The following is a 15,664-nucleotide window of genomic DNA, read 5'->3' as shown; positions in this document are numbered from 1 at the left end:
CGCCGCTCAGCCCGCCTGAGCGGCCGGCTCCCGGACGACCGGCCCCGGGGCGGGGCGCGGCGTCAGTGCGACCGAGGAGAGCCGCAGCCACCGCGGGAGGGCCCGGCAGGCCTGCGGCTCGCCGCGCAGCACCAGCTCCCCGGAGCGGATCACCTCGGCCCACGCGACGTCCCCGCGCCACACCCGCGTGAGCGTCCGGAGGGAGCTCTGCACCGTCACCCGCACCGGGAACCCGGGGTCGACGTCGCAGACGTCCACCCCGTCCGCGGCGATCACCAGCCACCAGCGCCGTGCGGTCGCCAGCTCGGGGAAGCAGAACTCGATGACCGTCCGGCCGTCCGGGACCGCCTCGGTGTCGACGTTGCGGTGGATGTCCCACAGCAGCAGGTGCGGGTCCAGGTCGGCGTCGCCGAGCTCGGGGATCCACCGGATGCCCCAGCGGCCGAGCGCGTCGACGATCGGCTCCAGCTCCCGGCCGGACTCGGTGAGCCGGTAGGTCACCCGGTTGCCGTCCTCCCACCGCTCCACGACCCCGGCGCGGACGAGCGTGTGCAGGCGCTTGGACAGCAGCGCCGGCGACATCCGGGGCAGGCCCCGGCGGAGGGCGTTGAAGTGCCGGCTGCCCAGCATGAGCTCGCGGACGACGAGCAGGGTCCACCGCTCGTCGAGCAGCTCCATGGCCTTGGCCACGGGGCAGAACTGGCCGTACTGCGAGGGCATGGCGGGGTCCCTCCCGACGTCCCCGTGCGGTATGGACGGTAGGACCGCGGACGGCTCGCGGGAAGGGTCCTGGGCCGCGGTACAGAGGCAGTACCGGTGCGGTTCAGATCCAGCACTGGAGCACCGGGCCGCGGCAGCGGGACCGTGACCGCGTCACCGGTCCCCACCCTCCTGCGAGAAGGCCACCATGACCACCACCGCCCCCGGCCCGACCCCCACCGCCGCCGGCCCGACCCTGGCCGACGCGGCCCCGACCGTCCTCTCGCTGATCGCGGGCTACGTCGGGCACCGCACCGTGGCGATCGGGCTGCGCACGGGCCTGTTCAGCATGCTCGCCGAGCACCCGGGTTCCACCGCCGACGAGCTCGCGGAGGTCCTGGACCTCGATCCCTTCTACGTCTCCGTCTGGTGCCGCGCGGCCGTGGGCGCGGGGGTCCTCGACCGCACCGGCACCGGCTACCGGCCGGCCCCGCACATGGCCACGCTCCTGCTCGACCCCGGCTCCCCGGCCTACGTCGGCGGGGTCTTCGGCGTCCTGGAGGCGCACGAGGTCTTCGGCCGCTTCGAGCAGGTCCTCACCAGCGGCGAGCGCATGTGGTGGGAGGACACGAGCCCGGCCTGGATCGCGGCGGTGTCGGGCACCGGGACGCCCTTCTACACCCGGCTGGTCCCCGGCGGGCTCGACCGGGTGCCCGGCCTCGCCGAGGCGCTGGAGGCCGGGTGCCGGGTGGTCGACACCGCCTGCGGCGCGGGGGTGGGTCTGGTGCGGCTGGCCACGACCTACCCGCGCTGCACGGTCGTCGGCGTCGACGGCGACCGGCACTCGCTCGACCTCGCCCGGGCACGCGTGGAGGAGGCCGGGCTGGGCGACCGCGTGCAGCTGGTGCACAGCGCCCTGGAGGACATGGAGCTGGAGACCCCCGCACGGGTCGTCGTCAACAACATCTCCATGCACGAGTGCCGGGACATCGACCGGGTCGCCGATAACGTGAAGGCCGCCCTCGAGCCGGGTGGCTGGTTCGTGATCTCGGACTTCCCGTTCCCCGACACCGACGAGGGGCTGCGCACCGTGCCCGGCCGGATCATGAGCGGCATCCAGTTCTTCGAGGCGCAGATCGACGACCAGCTGCTCCCACGGAGCGCGTACGACGAGCTGCTGACCCGCCACGGGTTCACCGACCTGGGCTCGCTGCAGCTGACGCCGATGCACGCGGTGACCCACGGGCGGCGGCCGTAGGTCGCCGGGTGGCGCCTCAGCCGAGCTGGGGCGCCACCTCGCCAGCCACCAGGTCCAGGTGGTCGAGGTCGGAGAGGTCCAGCACCTGCAGGTACACCCGCTGAGCGCCCGCCTCGGCGTAGCGGCCCAGCACCTCGACCGCCTCCGCCGGGGTGCCGGCGACCCCGTGCTCCCGGAGTTCGTCGACGTCACGCCCGATGGCCGCGGCGCGGCGGGCGAGCTCCGCCTCGTCCCTGCCGACGCAGAGCACCAGTGCGGAGCTGAACACCATGGACGACGGGTCCCGACCGGCCTCCTCGCAGGCCTCCCGCACCCCGGCGAAGAGCCGGGCGTTCTCGTCGGCGGGCATGAACGGCACGTTGAACTCGCGCGCGTACCGGGCCGCCAGCCGCGGGGTGCGCCGCTTCCCCCTGCCGCCGACGAGGATCGGCACGCCGCCCTCCTGCACCGGCTTGGGCAGCGCCGGCGAGCCGGAGAGCTGGTAGTGCTGCCCGTCGAAGTCGAACGTGCCGCCCACGGGGGTCCCCCACAGCCCGGTGATGACGGCGAGCTGCTCCTCGTACCGGTCGAACCGCTCCCCCAGCGGCGGGAACGGGATCCCGTAGGCGGTGTGCTCGGCCTCGAACCAGCCCGAGCCGATGCCCAGCTCCACTCGGCCCCCGCTCATCGCGTCGACCTGGGCCACCGAGATCGCCAGCGGGCCGGGGAGCCGGAAGGTGCCCGCGGTCATGAGCGTGCCCAGCCGGATGCGGCTGGTCTCCCGGGCGAGCCCGGCGAGCGTGATCCACGCGTCGGTGGGCCCGGGGAGGCCGTCGCCCCCCATGGTCAGGTAGTGGTCGGAACGGAAGAAGGCGTCGAAGCCGGTCTCCTCCGTGCGCCGGGCGACGGCCAGCAGGTCGTCGTAGGTGGCGCCCATCTGCGGCTCGGTGAAGATGCGCAACTGCACCGCCGGACCGTAACCAGCACCACGCCCGGGTGTTCACCCGGGCGCCCCCTCGGGGTGTGCGCACCGGCCGGACCGGGCAGGATGATCGCCAGACGTCAACTCGGAGGTGCAGCACGTGTTCCGGAAGAAGACGCGCGGCGAGATCATCAGCGCCGAAGTGCAGGAGGGCCTGTCCCACCTGGGGACGGCGGTGACCGAGGCAGGCCGCGCCGCCGCAGAGCATCTGGCGCCACGCGTGGAGGCCGCCCAGCGGGCCGTGGCGCCGAAGGTGGCCGCGGCGGCCGCCGTCGCCGCACCGGCCGTCGCCTCCGCGCGCGACACGCTGGGGCCGCGCGTGGAGGCCGCCCGCGACGTCCTCGGCCCGCGGGTCGAGGCCGCACGCGAGGCCTACGGTCCCCGGGTCGACGCCGCCCTGGAGGCCGCGTCGCCGAAGGTCGCCGCCGCGGTGATGTCGGCGCAGGTGGCCGCCAACCGTGCGGCCGCCGACCTCGCCCCCCGGGTCGAGGCGGCCCAGAAGGCGCTCCGGGAGGACGTCGGCCCGCGCCTGACCGCGGCGCAGGCCGCGGCACTGGCCTACGCAACCCCGCGGGTGGTCGCGGCCCGCGACGTGGTGTCGCCGGCGCTGGAGAGCGCGCGCGGCACGCTCATCGCCGGGGTGGACAGCGCCCGCAGCGAACTCGACGCCCGCCGCGCCGAACTGGCCGCCGCGGCCGCCGAGTCCAGCCGGAAGGCACGCAAGGCCGCGAAGAAGGCCCGCAGGAACGCCGGGAAGAAGCGGCGCGAGTTCGAGAAGGCGGCGCTGGCCACCGCGACCACCGTCAAGCGCCGGGCGGGCGTGGGGCCTGAGCCCCGCCGCTGGCCGTGGGTGTTGGCGCTGCTGGCCGCGGGTACCGCTGCGTTCGTCCTCCTCCGGCGCAGCAAGCAGGAGTCGTGGACGCCCGCTCCGGCCGGTGACGGCCCGGTGCCCAGCTACCGAGAGGACCCCGTGCCCAGTTCCGACAGCAACTCCGGCAAGACCGTCTCCACCGCCTCGCAGACCAGCGACTCGGCGCCGGCGGAGTCCGACATGGGCGTCCGCGACGCGCAGCTGGTGGAGGGCGACGGGCCCGACACCGCGACGGAGAACGGCAGCGATGCGCCCGAGCCGTTCTCCTCGGGCGGCGGCTCGGACCGGGGCCCGACCGCCGGCCCGGACGACAAGCAGGTCTGACCGCTCCACGCCGGTCCCCCGCCGCAGCCCCCGCCGCCCCGCGCGACGGGGGCTGCGGCGTCTGCGCGAGTACGGTGGGGATCATGAGCGAGGCGCCGGCGAGGAACCCCGAGCAGACCCCCGTCCAGGACTCCCGGATCGAGCCCTCCGGCCGCAAGCTGCTACGCCTGGAGGTGCGCAACAGCCAGGTTCCGATCGAGCGCAAGCCCGAGTGGATCAAGACCCGGCTGAGGACGGGCCCCGAGTACACCGAACTGAAGTCGCTGGTGCGCCGCGAGGGCCTGCACACCGTCTGCGAAGAGGCCGGCTGCCCCAACATCTACGAGTGCTGGGAGGACCGGGAGGCCACCTTCCTCATCGGTGGTGACCAGTGCACCCGGCGGTGCGACTTCTGCCAGATCGACACCGGCAAGCCGGCCGACTTCGACGCCGACGAGCCCCGCCGCGTGGCCGAGAGCGTCGCCACGATGGGCCTGAAGTACGCCACCGTCACCGGCGTGGCACGCGACGACCTGCCCGACGGCGGCGCGTGGCTCTACGCCGAGACCGTGCGCCAGATCCACGCCCAGCTCCCCGGCTGCGGCGTCGAGCTGCTCATCCCCGACTTCAACGCCGACCCCGACCAGCTGGCCGAGGTGTTCTCCTCCCGGCCGGAGGTGCTGGCCCACAACGTGGAGACGGTGCCGCGGATCTTCAAGCGCATCCGCCCCGGCTTCCGGTTCGAGCGCTCGCTGGCGGTCATCACCGCGGCGCGCGAGGCCGGGCTGGTCACCAAGTCCAACCTCATCCTGGGCATGGGCGAGGAGCCGCACGAGGTCGTCGAGACGATGCGGGCCCTGCACGAGGCCGGCTGCGACCTGCTCACCATCACCCAGTACCTGCGCCCCTCGCCCCGGCACCACCCCGTCGTCCGGTGGGTCAAGCCCGACGAGTTCGTGCAGTTCCAGAGGGATGCCGAGGAGATCGGTTTCCCCGGCGTGCTGGCCGGGCCGCTGGTCCGCAGCTCCTACCGCGCCGGCCGGCTCTACCAGCAGGCGATCGAGGCGCGGGGGCTGACCTCGGCCGTCTGAGCGCCATCCCGCCCGCTGCGGCCAGCCCTCGGGCTGGGGGCAGGCGGCCTCCCTGCAGGAACCCGCCACGAGCCTGCGAGTGGTGGGGGGTAAGGCGGCCCCCGTGCAGGGCCCCGCCGCGAGCGGGCGAGTGACGGGGGGCGCGAGGGTCCTTCTTCTATCCTGGGGCCATGGCGCGCAGCAAGTCCTCTGATCCCACCGCTCCGGGCGGCACCACCGGACGCCCCCCGAAGGACGGCGGCCGGGCCTCGGGGGCGACCGCCGCGAGCTCGGGCAAGGCCGCCAAGACCCCGAAGCTCGACAAGAACGGCCAGCCGAAGGTCGGCCGTCTGAAGAAGATGCGCAGCCAGGGCAGCATGATCAAGCAGGCGTACGGCCTGACGCGGCGCAACGACCCGAAGCTCCCCTGGATCATGCTGATCTGGTTCGTCGCGGTCGCCGCCGTCGTCGAGCTGATCGGCATCCTGCTCAGCGCGCCGTTCCTGTTCATCCCGCTCGCGCTGCTCCTCGGTGGGCTCGCGGCGCTCATCGTGTTCGGCCGCCGCGCGCAGCGCTCGGCCTACACCCAGGTCGAGGGCCAGCCGGGTGCGGCCGCGTGGGTGCTGGAGGGCATGCGCGGCGACTGGCGGGTCACCTCCGGGGTGGCCGGCACGCCCCAGTTGGACGCCGTCCACCGGGTGCTCGGCCGCCCGGGCATCATCCTCGTCGGCGAGGGCTCGCCCAGCCGGGTGCGCGGCCTCATCGCCCAGGAGAAGAAGAAGATCGCCCGCGTCGTCGGCGACACCCCGATCTACGACGTGACGATCGGCGACGCCGAGGGGCAGGTGCCCCTCAAGAAGCTGAGCACGCACGTGATGAAGCTGCCGCGCAACCTCAGCGCCGCCGAGGTCAACACCCTCGGGCGGCGGATGAGTGCGCTGGGCGGCCCCAGGATGCCGGTGCCCGGCGGCCCGCTCCCGGGCGGCCGGCAGATGTCGGTCAGCCAGCGTCAGGTCCGCCGGCGCTGACGGCCTTCCTGCCGGGTCCTGGCGCGAGCTCGCGAGCGTTGGGCGGCAGGGAGGTCCTTCTTCACAGCCGTTCGAAGGGGGCGGCGTAGCGGAACGTGCCCGCGACCAGGGGTCCGGCCAGCCGGCGCGCCTGGAAGTGCCCGCCCCAGGCGGGTTCCGGCGGGCTGACGCCCAGCTCGGTCGACGGCCGGAACCCGAACCGCCGGTAGTAGGCCGGCGCGCCGAGCAGGGCGACCACCCGCTCGCCCGTCGCCTCGGCCACCGCCAGCACCGCGTGCACCAGGACGGTGCCGATCGACCGGGCGCGCCTCCGGGACGTCCCTCCCGGCACGAGCGGCGCCGCTCGCCGGGTCCGTGGCGAACGCGGCGCGGTGCAGCGCGCGCACGGCCGCGTGGTCCCCGGGGCGCTCGCGGCGGACGACCACCGGCGAAGTCTGCTGCTCGCGGGCCTCAGCGGTCCACCGGGTTCCACGGTCTCACTCGAGGACGACGGCGGTGCCGGTGAGCCGGTCGTGCAACCCGCGGCCGTCGGCGTCCACCAGCAGCGCCGGGACCAGGAGCACGAGCAGGGCCGTCCGGGCCACGGCCCGCCAGGGCGCGAGCCGCGCCTCCGGCGTCGGGTGGGCCAGCCGCATGCCGAGCAGCCTGTGCCCCGGCGTCTGGCCGAACAGCACGAGCGTGCCGACGGTGAGGACGCCGAAGACCAGCAGGCTCCAGTTGCCCGGCCCCGCGGGAGCGGTGAAGGCCCAGGCGATCAGCGCGGAGGCGACGGCGTCGACGAGGTAGCCGCCGACCCGCCGCGTGAACGGGGCCAGCGACCCCGGCCCGCTGGACGGCAACCCCAGGGAGGCGCCGCGCGCGGGTGCCTGAGAGGGTTGTCCGGCATCACTGACCATGACAGCCAGGGTAATGACAGGGCCACCCCTCCCCCGCGCCCGAAGGGTGGCCACCGCCTGCGACACGCCCAGAGCGTTGTTACCGCCCCGAAACACTCGGGACACGGCGGGGCAACTCCCCGCTCGTAGCGTGCCGTTCGGCAATCCGCCCACACCCGGAGGATCGATGTTCAACAGTCCCGACGAGGTCGCCGCCTACATCCGCGACAACGACGTCGAGTTCGTCGACGTCCGCTTCTGCGACCTGCCCGGCGTCATGCAGCACTTCACCATCCCGGCGTCGACGTTCGGCGAGGACACGTTCAGCGAGGGCCTCGGTTTCGACGGCTCCTCGATCCGCGGGTTCCAGGCGATCAACGAGTCGGACATGCTGCTGCTGCCGGACGCCAACAGCGCGTTCGTCGACCCGTTCCGCAAGCACAAGACGCTGAACGTCAACTTCTTCATCCACGACCCGATCACGCGGGAGGCCTACAGCCGCGACCCGCGCAACGTGGCGAAGAAGGCGGAGGCCTACCTGGCCGCCAGCGGCATCGCCGACACCGCGTACTTCGGCCCCGAGGCGGAGTTCTACGTCTTCGACTCGATCCGGTACGACACCTCGATCAACGAGGGCTACTACCACATCGACTCGGTCGAGGGCTCGTGGAACACCGGCTCGGCGACCGGCGAGAACGGCATCGGCCCCAACCGCGGCTACAAGGCCCGCCCCAAGGGCGGCTACTTCCCGGTGGAGCCCTACGACCAGCAGAGCGACCTGCGCGCCGACATGATGAAGAACCTCATCGGCGTCGGGCTGGAGCTCGAGCGCGGGCACCACGAGGTGGGCACCGGCGGCCAGGCCGAGATCAACTACAAGTTCGACACGCTGCTGCGGTCGGCCGACAGCCTCATGCTGTTCAAGTACGTCATCAAGAACACCGCCTGGGCGCACGGCAAGACCGCCACCTTCATGCCCAAGCCGCTGTTCGGTGACAACGGCTCGGGCATGCACTGCCACCAGAGCCTCTGGAAGGACGGGCAGCCGCTCTTCCACGCCGAGACGGGCTACGCCGGGCTCTCGGACATGGCCCGCCACTACATCGGCGGCCTGCTGGCCCACGCCCCGTCGCTGCTGGCCTTCACCAACCCGACGGTCAACAGCTACCACCGCCTGGTGCCCGGCTACGAGGCCCCGATCAACCTGGTCTACTCGGCCCGCAACCGCTCGGCCTGCCTGCGCATCCCGATCTCCGGCGACAGCCCGAAGGCCAAGCGCATCGAGTTCCGCGTGCCCGACCCGTCGGCCAACCCCTACCTCGCCTTCTCGGCGATGATGATGGCCGGCCTCGACGGCATCAAGAACAAGATCGAGCCGCCGGCGCCGATCGACAAGGACCTCTACGAGCTGCCGCCCGAGGAGGCCCTGGGCATCGAGAAGGTGCCCGCGTCGCTGGACGCCGCGCTGGACAACCTCGAGACCGACCACGAGTACCTGGTCGACGGCGGGGTGTTCACCCCCGACCTGATCGAGACGTGGATCGACTACAAGCGGGCCAACGAGATCGACCCGATCCGCCTCCGCCCGCACCCGCACGAGTTCGCGATGTACTACGACATCTGATCCCGGCGTCCGCCGCGGCCCCCGACCTGCTCGAGGTCGGGGGCCGCGGTGCGTCCTGGCACCCCATCGCCCGCACCGGACCCGGGGCCGTAGCCGGGCGACCGCCTGGTCACGTGACGTCCGCCCCCTCAGGCGGATGCGCACCCGGCGGCCCACGCCCGCCGAGCGCTGCGCGTCCCGGTCGCGGGGGGATCCGTCGTGGGCCTTGCGCGTCGCAGCGCGCTCACGGCCGCGGGGGTCGTCGCGCTGCTCACCTCGTCCGCAGTCGTCACGCTCGACGCCGGATCGGCGGCCGATGACTGCCCGGACGTGGCCATCGTCGGCCCGCGCGGCTCCACGAGTCGGCCACGACGGCCAACTGCGGCATCGGGACGAACGCCGACTACTTCGCCGACTCCCTCGAGCGGGAGCTGACGGCCCGGTACGGCGGTGCGCTGGTGGTGCAGAGCCTGGCCGGCGCGCACTCACCCACCTCGATCAGCGTGCTCCGTCCCGGCCGGGTACCCGCAGGGCGCGTCCGGCGTCCCGGTGTCCACGACGGGCGCCGACCGGACGCCGAGGGACGGCGCCAGCTGGACCTCACCCCCGCTCCCCCGCGGCACGCACACCGCCACGCTGGCGAACACCAGCGGCCGCACGGTGCTGGTCGAGGGCATCAGCGTCTACGACGGCGACGAGGCCGCGGGCGTCCGCCTCTGGGAGGCCGGCCCACTCCGGATGGCAGGCCGAGGACTACGCATACCACCCCACCGCGCCGCAGCACGGGCAGGCGGTCGCCGCCGCGGCGCCGCACCTGGTGGTGGTCGCCTCGGCTACAACGACGTCGTCGCCGGGTTCAGCGCCGCGGACTTCCGCGGGTCCCTCACCACGACGATCGCGCACCTGCTCGGCCCGGACGCCGGCCCCGACCCGTCGGTGCTGGTCGTCGGCTACCCGCCGAGCACCGACGTCCCCGCAGCCGCGTGGGAGGAGTACATCCGGGCCATGTCCGGCGTGGCGGCGGAGCAGGGCTACGCGTTCGCCGACCTCTCCGCGCTGCCTGACTTCGGCATGTCCGGCGACGGCGTCCAGCCGACCACGAGCGGCCACGCGCAGATCGCCGCCGCCCTCGACCGGTTCCTGGCCGCCGGCTGACGCCGCCTCAGGTGCGCATCGAGCCGGCGTCCTCCGGCGGGGTGCCGGTGACCAGGCCCACCGCCGCCTCGGCCAGCCCGTAGACGGTCAGGGCGACCGCGATGAGCACGGCCGGCGGCACCACGACCGGGGCCGCGAGCAGCGAGATGCCGACCACGGCGGGCGCGCTCCGCCACCACCCAGCGCCCCGCACCGGATCGGCGAAGGCGCCCCACCGCACGGCGCACCACATGAGCCAGCGGCGCAGCACCGGCACCCCGCTCTCCCGCAGCACCCGCCGGAAGATGCCGTCGGCCTCGCGGGGGGTCACCACCCCGCCGGCGATGCCGTCGGTGACCAGCCAGTCGTGCAGGATGGCGGCCGCGGTGTAGCTCCCGAACCGCGGCACCAGCCAGACCACCACGCGCGGCACCGTCGCGAAGTCCGTGGGGAAGCCGGCCGGGACGACGAACCGGTCGCGGTTCCCCCGGTACACGAGCGGCTCGACCACCGTCCAGCGGTCGGCGTCCAGCCGCCGCACGACGACGTCGTCGGACTCGAACGGCATCGCTCCCCTTCCGTGTCGTGACCCCGCGCCCCCGTGGCCGGCCGGGTGACATCACACCTCCCGGTGCATCGAACCGGCCGCCGGTGGGCATGCTGGCGATCATGCGCCTGCCCGAACCACGTGGCCCGCTCAGCGACACCCTCGCCCGCGACCTCAGCACCCGCTCGGACCTCTCCTCGGCGACGCTGGAGCGCGCCGAGCGCTTGGACGTCGACCCCGCCGGAGCGCTCGCCGACGACGACCTGCAGCTCAGCCTCGCCGTCTGCTACGAGCTCCACTACCGCGGCTTCGACGGGGTTCCCGACGACTGGGAGTGGCACCCCGGGCTGCTCGGCCTGCGCGCCGTCCTCGAGCGGGCGCACCTGGCCGCCCTGCGCGGGCTCGTCGGCGAGGTCGCCGTCACCGGTGACCCGATCGACCAGCAGCTCACCGCGCTCATCGCCGCCGACGACGGCCCCTCGCTCTCGGCCTACATGGCCAAGCAGGGCACCCTGGAGCAGTGGCGGGAGCACCTCGTCCTCCGGTCGGTCTACCACCTCAAGGAGGCCGACCCGCACACCTTCGCCGTCCCCCGGCTCTCCGGGCGCGCGAAGGCCGCCATGGTGGAGATCCAGGCCGACGAGTACGGCGGCGGCTCGGCCGAGCGGATGCACAGCGAGCTGTTCGCCGGGCTCATGCGCGACCTGGGTCTGGACCCCGCCTACGGGGCGCTCTGGGACGAGGCGCCCGCGGTGGCGTTCGCGTCGGTCAACACGATGTCGATGTTCGGGTTGCACCGCCGCTGGCGCGGTGCGGCGCTGGGCCACCTGGCGACGGTGGAGATGACCTCCTCCGAGCCCAGCCGGCGGTACTCGGCCGGGCTGCGCCGGCTCGGCTTCGACGAGCGCACCACCGTCTTCTACGACGAGCACGTGGAGGCCGACGCGGTGCACGAGCAGATCGCGTCGGTGGACATGTGCGGCTCGCTGGTCGCGGCGGAGCCGGAGCTGGTGCCCGACGTGCTGTTCGGGGCGGCCAGCTCGCTGGCCATGGACGGCCTGGCCGCCCAGCACCTCCTCGGGGCCTGGGAGGCCGGCGCCTCGGGTCTGCGCACCCGGCCGGCCCTGGCGGCCTGAGGGCGCGCCCGGCTACCCGGCCGGCACCGCCTCATCGCGCTGCCGGGTGGTGCTGCGGTTTCGGGCGATCAGCCAGCCGAACGACGCGGCGACGGGGAACATCAGCACCCCGTAGACCGCGGCGGGGACGGCCAGCTCGACGCTGTCCAGCACGCTGATGGCGACGGCGATCGCCAGCGTGCTGTTGTGCACGCCGATCTCGAAGGAGCTGGCGACCGCCTGCCGCTGACCGATGCCGAGCAGCCGGGGCACGCCGTACCCGACCGCCAGGCTGGTGAGGCAGAAGGCGAGCGCCGGCAGGCCGACGTCACGCAGGTAACCCCCCACGTTCTCCCGCTCGGCCAGCATGGTGCCCACGATGACCAGCGCGAGGACGACCGCCGACAGGATGCGCACCGGCTCGTCGGAGCGGTCGGCGAACCCCGGCGCTGACCGGCGCACCAGCATGCCGAGCGCCACCGGGACGAGGACGATCGCGAACACCTGCAGCGTCTTGCCGAACTGCAGCCCCAGGCTGCCGGCGCCCGGCGGGTCGAACCACCCGATCGCCAGGTTGGTGACCACCGGCAGGGTGACGACGGCGATGACGGAGTTCAGCGCGGTGAGGCTGATGTTGAGCGCCACGTCACCCCTGTAGAGGTGGCTGAACAGGTTGGCCGTGGTGCCGCCGGGCGAGGCCGCGAGCAGGAGCATGCCGACCGCCAGGAGCGGCGGGAGGTCGAAGACCAGCACCAGCCCGAAGCAGACGACCGGCAGGACGAGCAGCTGCAGGGCCAGGGCGACGATGACCGCCCGGGGCTGCCGGGCGATGCGGGTGAAGTCGCCGGTGGTGAGCGAGAGGCCCAGCCCGAACATGACGACGGCCAGCGCGAGCGGCAGCGCGACGGCGGTGAGCGCGGAATCCACGGGTCCTCCGATCGGGCACCGGCCGGGGAGCCCGCCGGGCAGGACGTCCCGCGCATCCTGTGCGATGCGGGTCACATCGGGCAACCGACCCGCCCGGCATACCAGCCGCCGCGGGCGGCGCCGGGGGTTACTGCACCGGTACGACTCAACAACGCCGGTGGCCGACCGAAACCTCTCGCGCCACCGGACCGCACCACCGCGGTGCGGCAGCGGGCCACGGGAGGGTTCATGCGCAGGCGGGAGACGCGTCGGACGGTGGAGCCGGCAGAGCAGCCGCGCGACGTCGAGGCGCTCGAACAGGTCATCGCCGCGCTCGAGGACGACGTGGCCGGCGAGCTCGACGCCCACCAGCGGATCCTGACCACGCTCGTCGACGCCCTCGGCCTGAGCTACGGCGCCGCCTGGCTGCCCGACGGGGAGGGCCGCTTCGTCCTGCGGGTGTCGGAGGGATCGGCGGCCGGCGCCATGTCTGCCGGGTGGCCCGCCGGTGAGGCCATCGTCGAGGGGGCCGGATACGGCGGGCAAGCCATGCGCCGCCGCATCCCGGTGCTCATGGACGCGAGCACGCCGACGAGCACCTGCCTGCGGTGGGCCACGGCCCGGGCGGCCGGCGCCCGCCAGGGCTGCTTCCTGCCCGTCGTCGAGGGCAATCGGGTGACCGCCGTCCTGGAGTGCTACGGCGAGCGCGAGCTGCCGTTCTTCGGCGGGCGGGGCGAGAAGTGGCAGGCCCTCGGCCGACTGGTCGCCCACGCCCGGCGCAGCGTGCTCGCCACCACCCAGCTCCGCGAGACCCTCGACGACCGGGAGGCGGTCACCACCGTCGTCGCGCGGGTCGGCGAGGCGCGCGACGAGGCGACCGCCCTGCGGGTCGCCCTCGAGACGGTCCGGACCGCCTTCGGCTGGGCGTACGGCTCGTTCTGGGCGCTCGACGAGATCGAGAACGTCTTGCGGTTCGCCGTCGAGTCCGGCTCCGCCGGTGAGGAGTTCCGGCAGGTCACGCTCACCGCCAGCTTCGCCGAGGGGGTGGGCCTCTCCGGCCGTGCCTGGCGCAAGCGCGACCTGGTCTTCGTCCCGGACCTGGCCGACGTGACCGACTGCGTGCGCCGCCCGGCGGCCGTGCGGGCGGGCGTCAGGTCCGGCGTCTGCTTCCCCATCACCTGCGAGGGGCGCGTCGTCGGGACGATGGACTTCTTCGTCACCGAGACCATCGAGCTCTCCGAGTCGCGCGCCGCTGCCCTGCGCAACGTCCAGGAGCTGGTCTCCCAGCGCCTGGACATCCTCCGCCGCGCCGAGGCCGACCAGGCCAACTCCCGCGAGCTGCTGGAGACGGTGTCCCGGCTCCGCGACGCCGCGGACGACGCCGGCCGGGTCGCCGAGAACGCCGTGGCCGAGGCCTCCGCGATGACCACCCAGGTGGAGGCCCTGGCCAGTGCCTCGGCCGCCGTCGGCGACGTCATCCGGATCATCTCCACGATCGCCGACCAGACCAACCTGCTGGCGCTGAACGCCACGATCGAGGCCGCCCGCGCCGGGGAGTCCGGCAAGGGGTTCGCCGTGGTGGCCAACGAGGTCAAGGAGCTGGCCCGGGAGACCGCTCAGGCGACCAGCCGGGTGTCCGAGCAGATCGCCGGCATCCAGGCCGGCACCGAGTCGGTCACCACCGGCATCAACGCCACGAGTGCGGTGATCGGGCAGCTGGACGCCGTCCAGGCCCGCATCGCCGAGATCCTCGAGGAGCAGGTCCGCATGGCGCGGGCCTTCGAGGCCACCCGCTGAACCGGGACGGGCGCCGGGTCAGTCCTCCCGGCGCCCGTCCCGGAGGATCCGCGCGGCCGGCCGGGGCCGGCTGGGCGCGCTCGGTGCCGAGAAGCCGGACCGCTTGTGCGAACCGTCGCAGAACGGCTTGATCCCCGACTTGCCGCAGCGGCACAGCGCGATCGTGTCGCGCCCGGGGTCGATCTCGGCCCCGTCCTGGTCCTGCAGGCGGAAGCGGCCGCGCACGATCAGCGGACCGTCGCGGTAGGGCGTGATCGTGGCGCCGGCGACCTGCCCCCCATCGGGGTCGGTTCCGGCGGTGGGGTCCTGGGTCGGCTCGGGTTCGGCCGACGGTGGTGGCGACACGCTCCCCAGCATGCCCCGCCGCTCCCGGCGCGAACCCGGCTGTCCCCCGCGCGGGCTCAGCCGGCGTCCCCGATGGTCAGCGTCGCCACCATGCGGTCCAGGACGTCGACGTTCCGCGGGTAGTCGAACCGCGGGAGGCCCACGGTGTCGACGACGAGGGTCCGCGGGTCACCGCCCTCGGCCCCGAGGTCGACGACGACGCTGGTGATCGGGACGCCCTCGGGCCAGAGCCCTTGCCCCGCGGTCACCCGCTCGATCCGCACCGCAGGCCGGCCGTCGACCGTGGTCTCGTCCCGGCTGAGCACCTCACCGCTGCCGGTGGTGGCCACCTGGTCGAAGGGGATGCCCTCCACCCGCACGCTCACCGGCGCGACGCGGGCGTCCGAGGCCGGTGGCACGGTGAACGTGTCGGGCGCGAAGCGGGTGCAGGCCGGCACCTCCGTCCCCGGGTTCACCGACCACTCCTCCGGATAGGAGATGGCGAAGCCGGCCGGGCTCTCGCAGCGTTCCTCGGGGCGCTCCGGCTCCACCGGCTCCTCGGCGAGCAGGTCGACGACGATGCGCTGCGGTGAGTCGAGCGCGGCCACGGCGAACGGGCGCCGCGCGTCCAGCCCGGCGAAGAAGCTGTAGCGCCCCTCGGACAGGGTGTCCTCCACCAGCGCGTCGAGCACCGCAGCGTCGGCGACCGTCAGCCGCGAGGCGCCCCCCCACGGCGCCACGCCGTCCGGCGCGTCCCCGGGCAGCGCGATGTTGCTCAACGTGATCCCCAGGACGGCGTCCTCGGGCACCTGGACCGGCGCCCCGGACCCCTGAGCCCGCGGATCGTCGGTCCAGGCCACCCGCCAGCCCGCCTCGCCCTCCCCGGCCAGCTCGAAGACGACGCGGTCGAACCGGCCGTGGGCGGCCAGCCGTACGTCGGTCAGGGTCACCGCCGGCCCGTCGCCCACCGCCACGGACTCGTCGGTGCTGCCCTCCCCGACCGGCTCCACCACCTCCTCGACGTCCGGCGTCGCGGTCGCCGAGGCCGTGGGCCCGGCGTCCGCAGGTGGGGCCTCGTCGGCCCCGCACCCGGTGAGGAGCACGGCCGCGCAGAGCCCGAGGGGTCGGAGGCGCATCGAAGATCCTGACGGGGGGGGGGGACGGCGGTCCCTC

The 15,664-nt window shown here is 74.0% G+C and carries 16 protein-coding genes; 8 read left to right on the top strand and 8 right to left on the bottom strand.

Going from position 1 to position 15,664, the window contains the following annotated elements; genetic code table 11:
• Positions 1-6 precede the first annotated feature (6 nt).
• The gene (locus tag ACI79W_RS16730) at positions 7-720 is read right to left on the bottom strand and encodes a winged helix-turn-helix transcriptional regulator (RefSeq protein WP_456563216.1); all 714 of its coding nucleotides are present in this window, start codon (positions 718-720) and stop codon (positions 7-9) included.
• A 187-nt stretch (positions 721-907) separates the two neighbouring features.
• Between ACI79W_RS16730 and ACI79W_RS16725 the strand changes: the two genes are divergently transcribed.
• On the top strand, positions 908-1,957 hold the full coding sequence (locus ACI79W_RS16725; protein WP_456563215.1) for a class I SAM-dependent methyltransferase: 1,050 nt from the start codon (positions 908-910) through the stop codon (positions 1,955-1,957).
• 16 nt (positions 1,958-1,973) lie between these two features.
• Here the strand turns inward: ACI79W_RS16725 and ACI79W_RS16720 are convergent, their stop codons facing one another.
• Positions 1,974-2,903 (bottom strand): LLM class F420-dependent oxidoreductase, encoded by a 930-nt coding sequence (locus ACI79W_RS16720; protein ID WP_456563214.1) that lies wholly within the window; start codon positions 2,901-2,903, stop codon positions 1,974-1,976.
• Between the two features lie 115 nt (positions 2,904-3,018).
• On the opposite strand from ACI79W_RS16720, the gene ACI79W_RS16715 reads away from it, so the two are divergent.
• The 3 genes from ACI79W_RS16715 to ACI79W_RS16705 all read left to right on the top strand — a co-directional run bounded on the left by ACI79W_RS16715 (position 3,019) and on the right by ACI79W_RS16705 (position 6,190).
• Positions 3,019-4,113 carry a hypothetical protein gene (locus ACI79W_RS16715; RefSeq protein WP_456563213.1) on the top strand — a complete coding sequence of 365 codons (1,095 nt, stop codon included), beginning with the start codon at positions 3,019-3,021 and terminating at the stop codon, positions 4,111-4,113.
• Positions 4,114-4,196: 83 nt separating this feature from the next.
• Positions 4,197-5,183 carry a lipoyl synthase gene (lipA, locus tag ACI79W_RS16710; RefSeq protein WP_456563212.1) on the top strand — a complete coding sequence of 329 codons (987 nt, stop codon included), beginning with the start codon at positions 4,197-4,199 and terminating at the stop codon, positions 5,181-5,183.
• A 170-nt stretch (positions 5,184-5,353) separates the two neighbouring features.
• A complete protein-coding gene (locus tag ACI79W_RS16705; protein WP_456563211.1) occupies positions 5,354-6,190 on the top strand; it encodes a DUF4191 domain-containing protein in 837 nt (278 codons plus the stop codon).
• Between the two features lie 61 nt (positions 6,191-6,251).
• On the opposite strand, the gene ACI79W_RS16700 is transcribed toward ACI79W_RS16705, so the two are convergent.
• Positions 6,252-6,470, bottom strand: a complete 219-nt coding sequence (locus tag ACI79W_RS16700) for a hypothetical protein (protein WP_456563210.1) — start codon at positions 6,468-6,470, stop codon at positions 6,252-6,254.
• A gap of 196 nt (positions 6,471-6,666) precedes the next feature.
• Positions 6,667-7,086 (bottom strand): RDD family protein, encoded by a 420-nt coding sequence (locus ACI79W_RS16695; RefSeq protein ID WP_456563209.1) that lies wholly within the window; start codon positions 7,084-7,086, stop codon positions 6,667-6,669.
• 166 nt (positions 7,087-7,252) lie between these two features.
• Here ACI79W_RS16695 and glnA point away from each other — a divergent pair, with 166 nt between their 5' ends.
• Both glnA and ACI79W_RS16685 read left to right on the top strand, forming a co-directional pair.
• A complete protein-coding gene (gene glnA / locus ACI79W_RS16690) occupies positions 7,253-8,689 on the top strand; it encodes a type I glutamate--ammonia ligase (RefSeq protein WP_456563208.1) in 1,437 nt (478 codons plus the stop codon).
• A gap of 528 nt (positions 8,690-9,217) precedes the next feature.
• Positions 9,218-9,823, top strand: coding sequence for an SGNH/GDSL hydrolase family protein (locus tag ACI79W_RS16685; RefSeq protein ID WP_456563207.1), 606 nt, complete (start codon positions 9,218-9,220; stop codon positions 9,821-9,823).
• A gap of 7 nt (positions 9,824-9,830) precedes the next feature.
• Here the strand turns inward: ACI79W_RS16685 and ACI79W_RS16680 are convergent, their stop codons facing one another.
• The gene (locus ACI79W_RS16680; RefSeq protein WP_456563206.1) at positions 9,831-10,370 is read right to left on the bottom strand and encodes a DUF1353 domain-containing protein; all 540 of its coding nucleotides are present in this window, start codon (positions 10,368-10,370) and stop codon (positions 9,831-9,833) included.
• A 101-nt stretch (positions 10,371-10,471) separates the two neighbouring features.
• Between ACI79W_RS16680 and ACI79W_RS16675 the strand changes: the two genes are divergently transcribed.
• Entirely contained in the window at positions 10,472-11,485 is a 1,014-nt protein-coding gene (locus ACI79W_RS16675) for an iron-containing redox enzyme family protein (protein WP_456563205.1), read from the top strand.
• A 12-nt stretch (positions 11,486-11,497) separates the two neighbouring features.
• On the opposite strand, the gene ACI79W_RS16670 is transcribed toward ACI79W_RS16675, so the two are convergent.
• On the bottom strand, positions 11,498-12,391 hold the full coding sequence (locus ACI79W_RS16670) for a bile acid:sodium symporter family protein (protein WP_456563204.1): 894 nt from the start codon (positions 12,389-12,391) through the stop codon (positions 11,498-11,500).
• 228 nt (positions 12,392-12,619) lie between these two features.
• Here ACI79W_RS16670 and ACI79W_RS16665 point away from each other — a divergent pair, with 228 nt between their 5' ends.
• Entirely contained in the window at positions 12,620-14,167 is a 1,548-nt protein-coding gene (locus ACI79W_RS16665) for a methyl-accepting chemotaxis protein (RefSeq protein WP_456563203.1), read from the top strand.
• Positions 14,168-14,185: 18 nt separating this feature from the next.
• Here the strand turns inward: ACI79W_RS16665 and ACI79W_RS16660 are convergent, their stop codons facing one another.
• Positions 14,186-14,512: a CDGSH iron-sulfur domain-containing protein gene (locus tag ACI79W_RS16660; protein WP_456563202.1), complete on the bottom strand. Its 327-nt coding sequence runs from the start codon at positions 14,510-14,512 to the stop codon at positions 14,186-14,188.
• A 56-nt stretch (positions 14,513-14,568) separates the two neighbouring features.
• Positions 14,569-15,627, bottom strand: coding sequence for an AMIN-like domain-containing (lipo)protein (locus ACI79W_RS16655; protein WP_456563201.1), 1,059 nt, complete (start codon positions 15,625-15,627; stop codon positions 14,569-14,571).
• Positions 15,628-15,664 lie beyond the last annotated feature (37 nt).

It is taken from the genome of Blastococcus sp. SYSU DS0533, from assembly GCF_054050775.1.
This window is presented reverse-complemented; position numbering and strand designations above follow the sequence as displayed.

Coding starts and splice junctions, on each gene's coding strand:
- ACI79W_RS16730 (WP_456563216.1), bottom strand. CDS start 720: ATGCCCTCGCAGTACGGCCAGTTCTGCCCCGTGGCCAAGGCCATGGAG.
- ACI79W_RS16725 (WP_456563215.1), top strand. CDS start 908: ATGACCACCACCGCCCCCGGCCCGACCCCCACCGCCGCCGGCCCGACC.
- lipA (WP_456563212.1), top strand. CDS start 4,197: ATGAGCGAGGCGCCGGCGAGGAACCCCGAGCAGACCCCCGTCCAGGAC.
- ACI79W_RS16705 (WP_456563211.1), top strand. CDS start 5,354: ATGGCGCGCAGCAAGTCCTCTGATCCCACCGCTCCGGGCGGCACCACC.
- ACI79W_RS16695 (WP_456563209.1), bottom strand. CDS start 7,086: ATGGTCAGTGATGCCGGACAACCCTCTCAGGCACCCGCGCGCGGCGCC.
- glnA (WP_456563208.1), top strand. CDS start 7,253: ATGTTCAACAGTCCCGACGAGGTCGCCGCCTACATCCGCGACAACGAC.
- ACI79W_RS16680 (WP_456563206.1), bottom strand. CDS start 10,370: ATGCCGTTCGAGTCCGACGACGTCGTCGTGCGGCGGCTGGACGCCGAC.
- ACI79W_RS16675 (WP_456563205.1), top strand. CDS start 10,472: ATGCGCCTGCCCGAACCACGTGGCCCGCTCAGCGACACCCTCGCCCGC.
- ACI79W_RS16665 (WP_456563203.1), top strand. CDS start 12,620: ATGCGCAGGCGGGAGACGCGTCGGACGGTGGAGCCGGCAGAGCAGCCG.
- ACI79W_RS16655 (WP_456563201.1), bottom strand. CDS start 15,627: ATGCGCCTCCGACCCCTCGGGCTCTGCGCGGCCGTGCTCCTCACCGGG.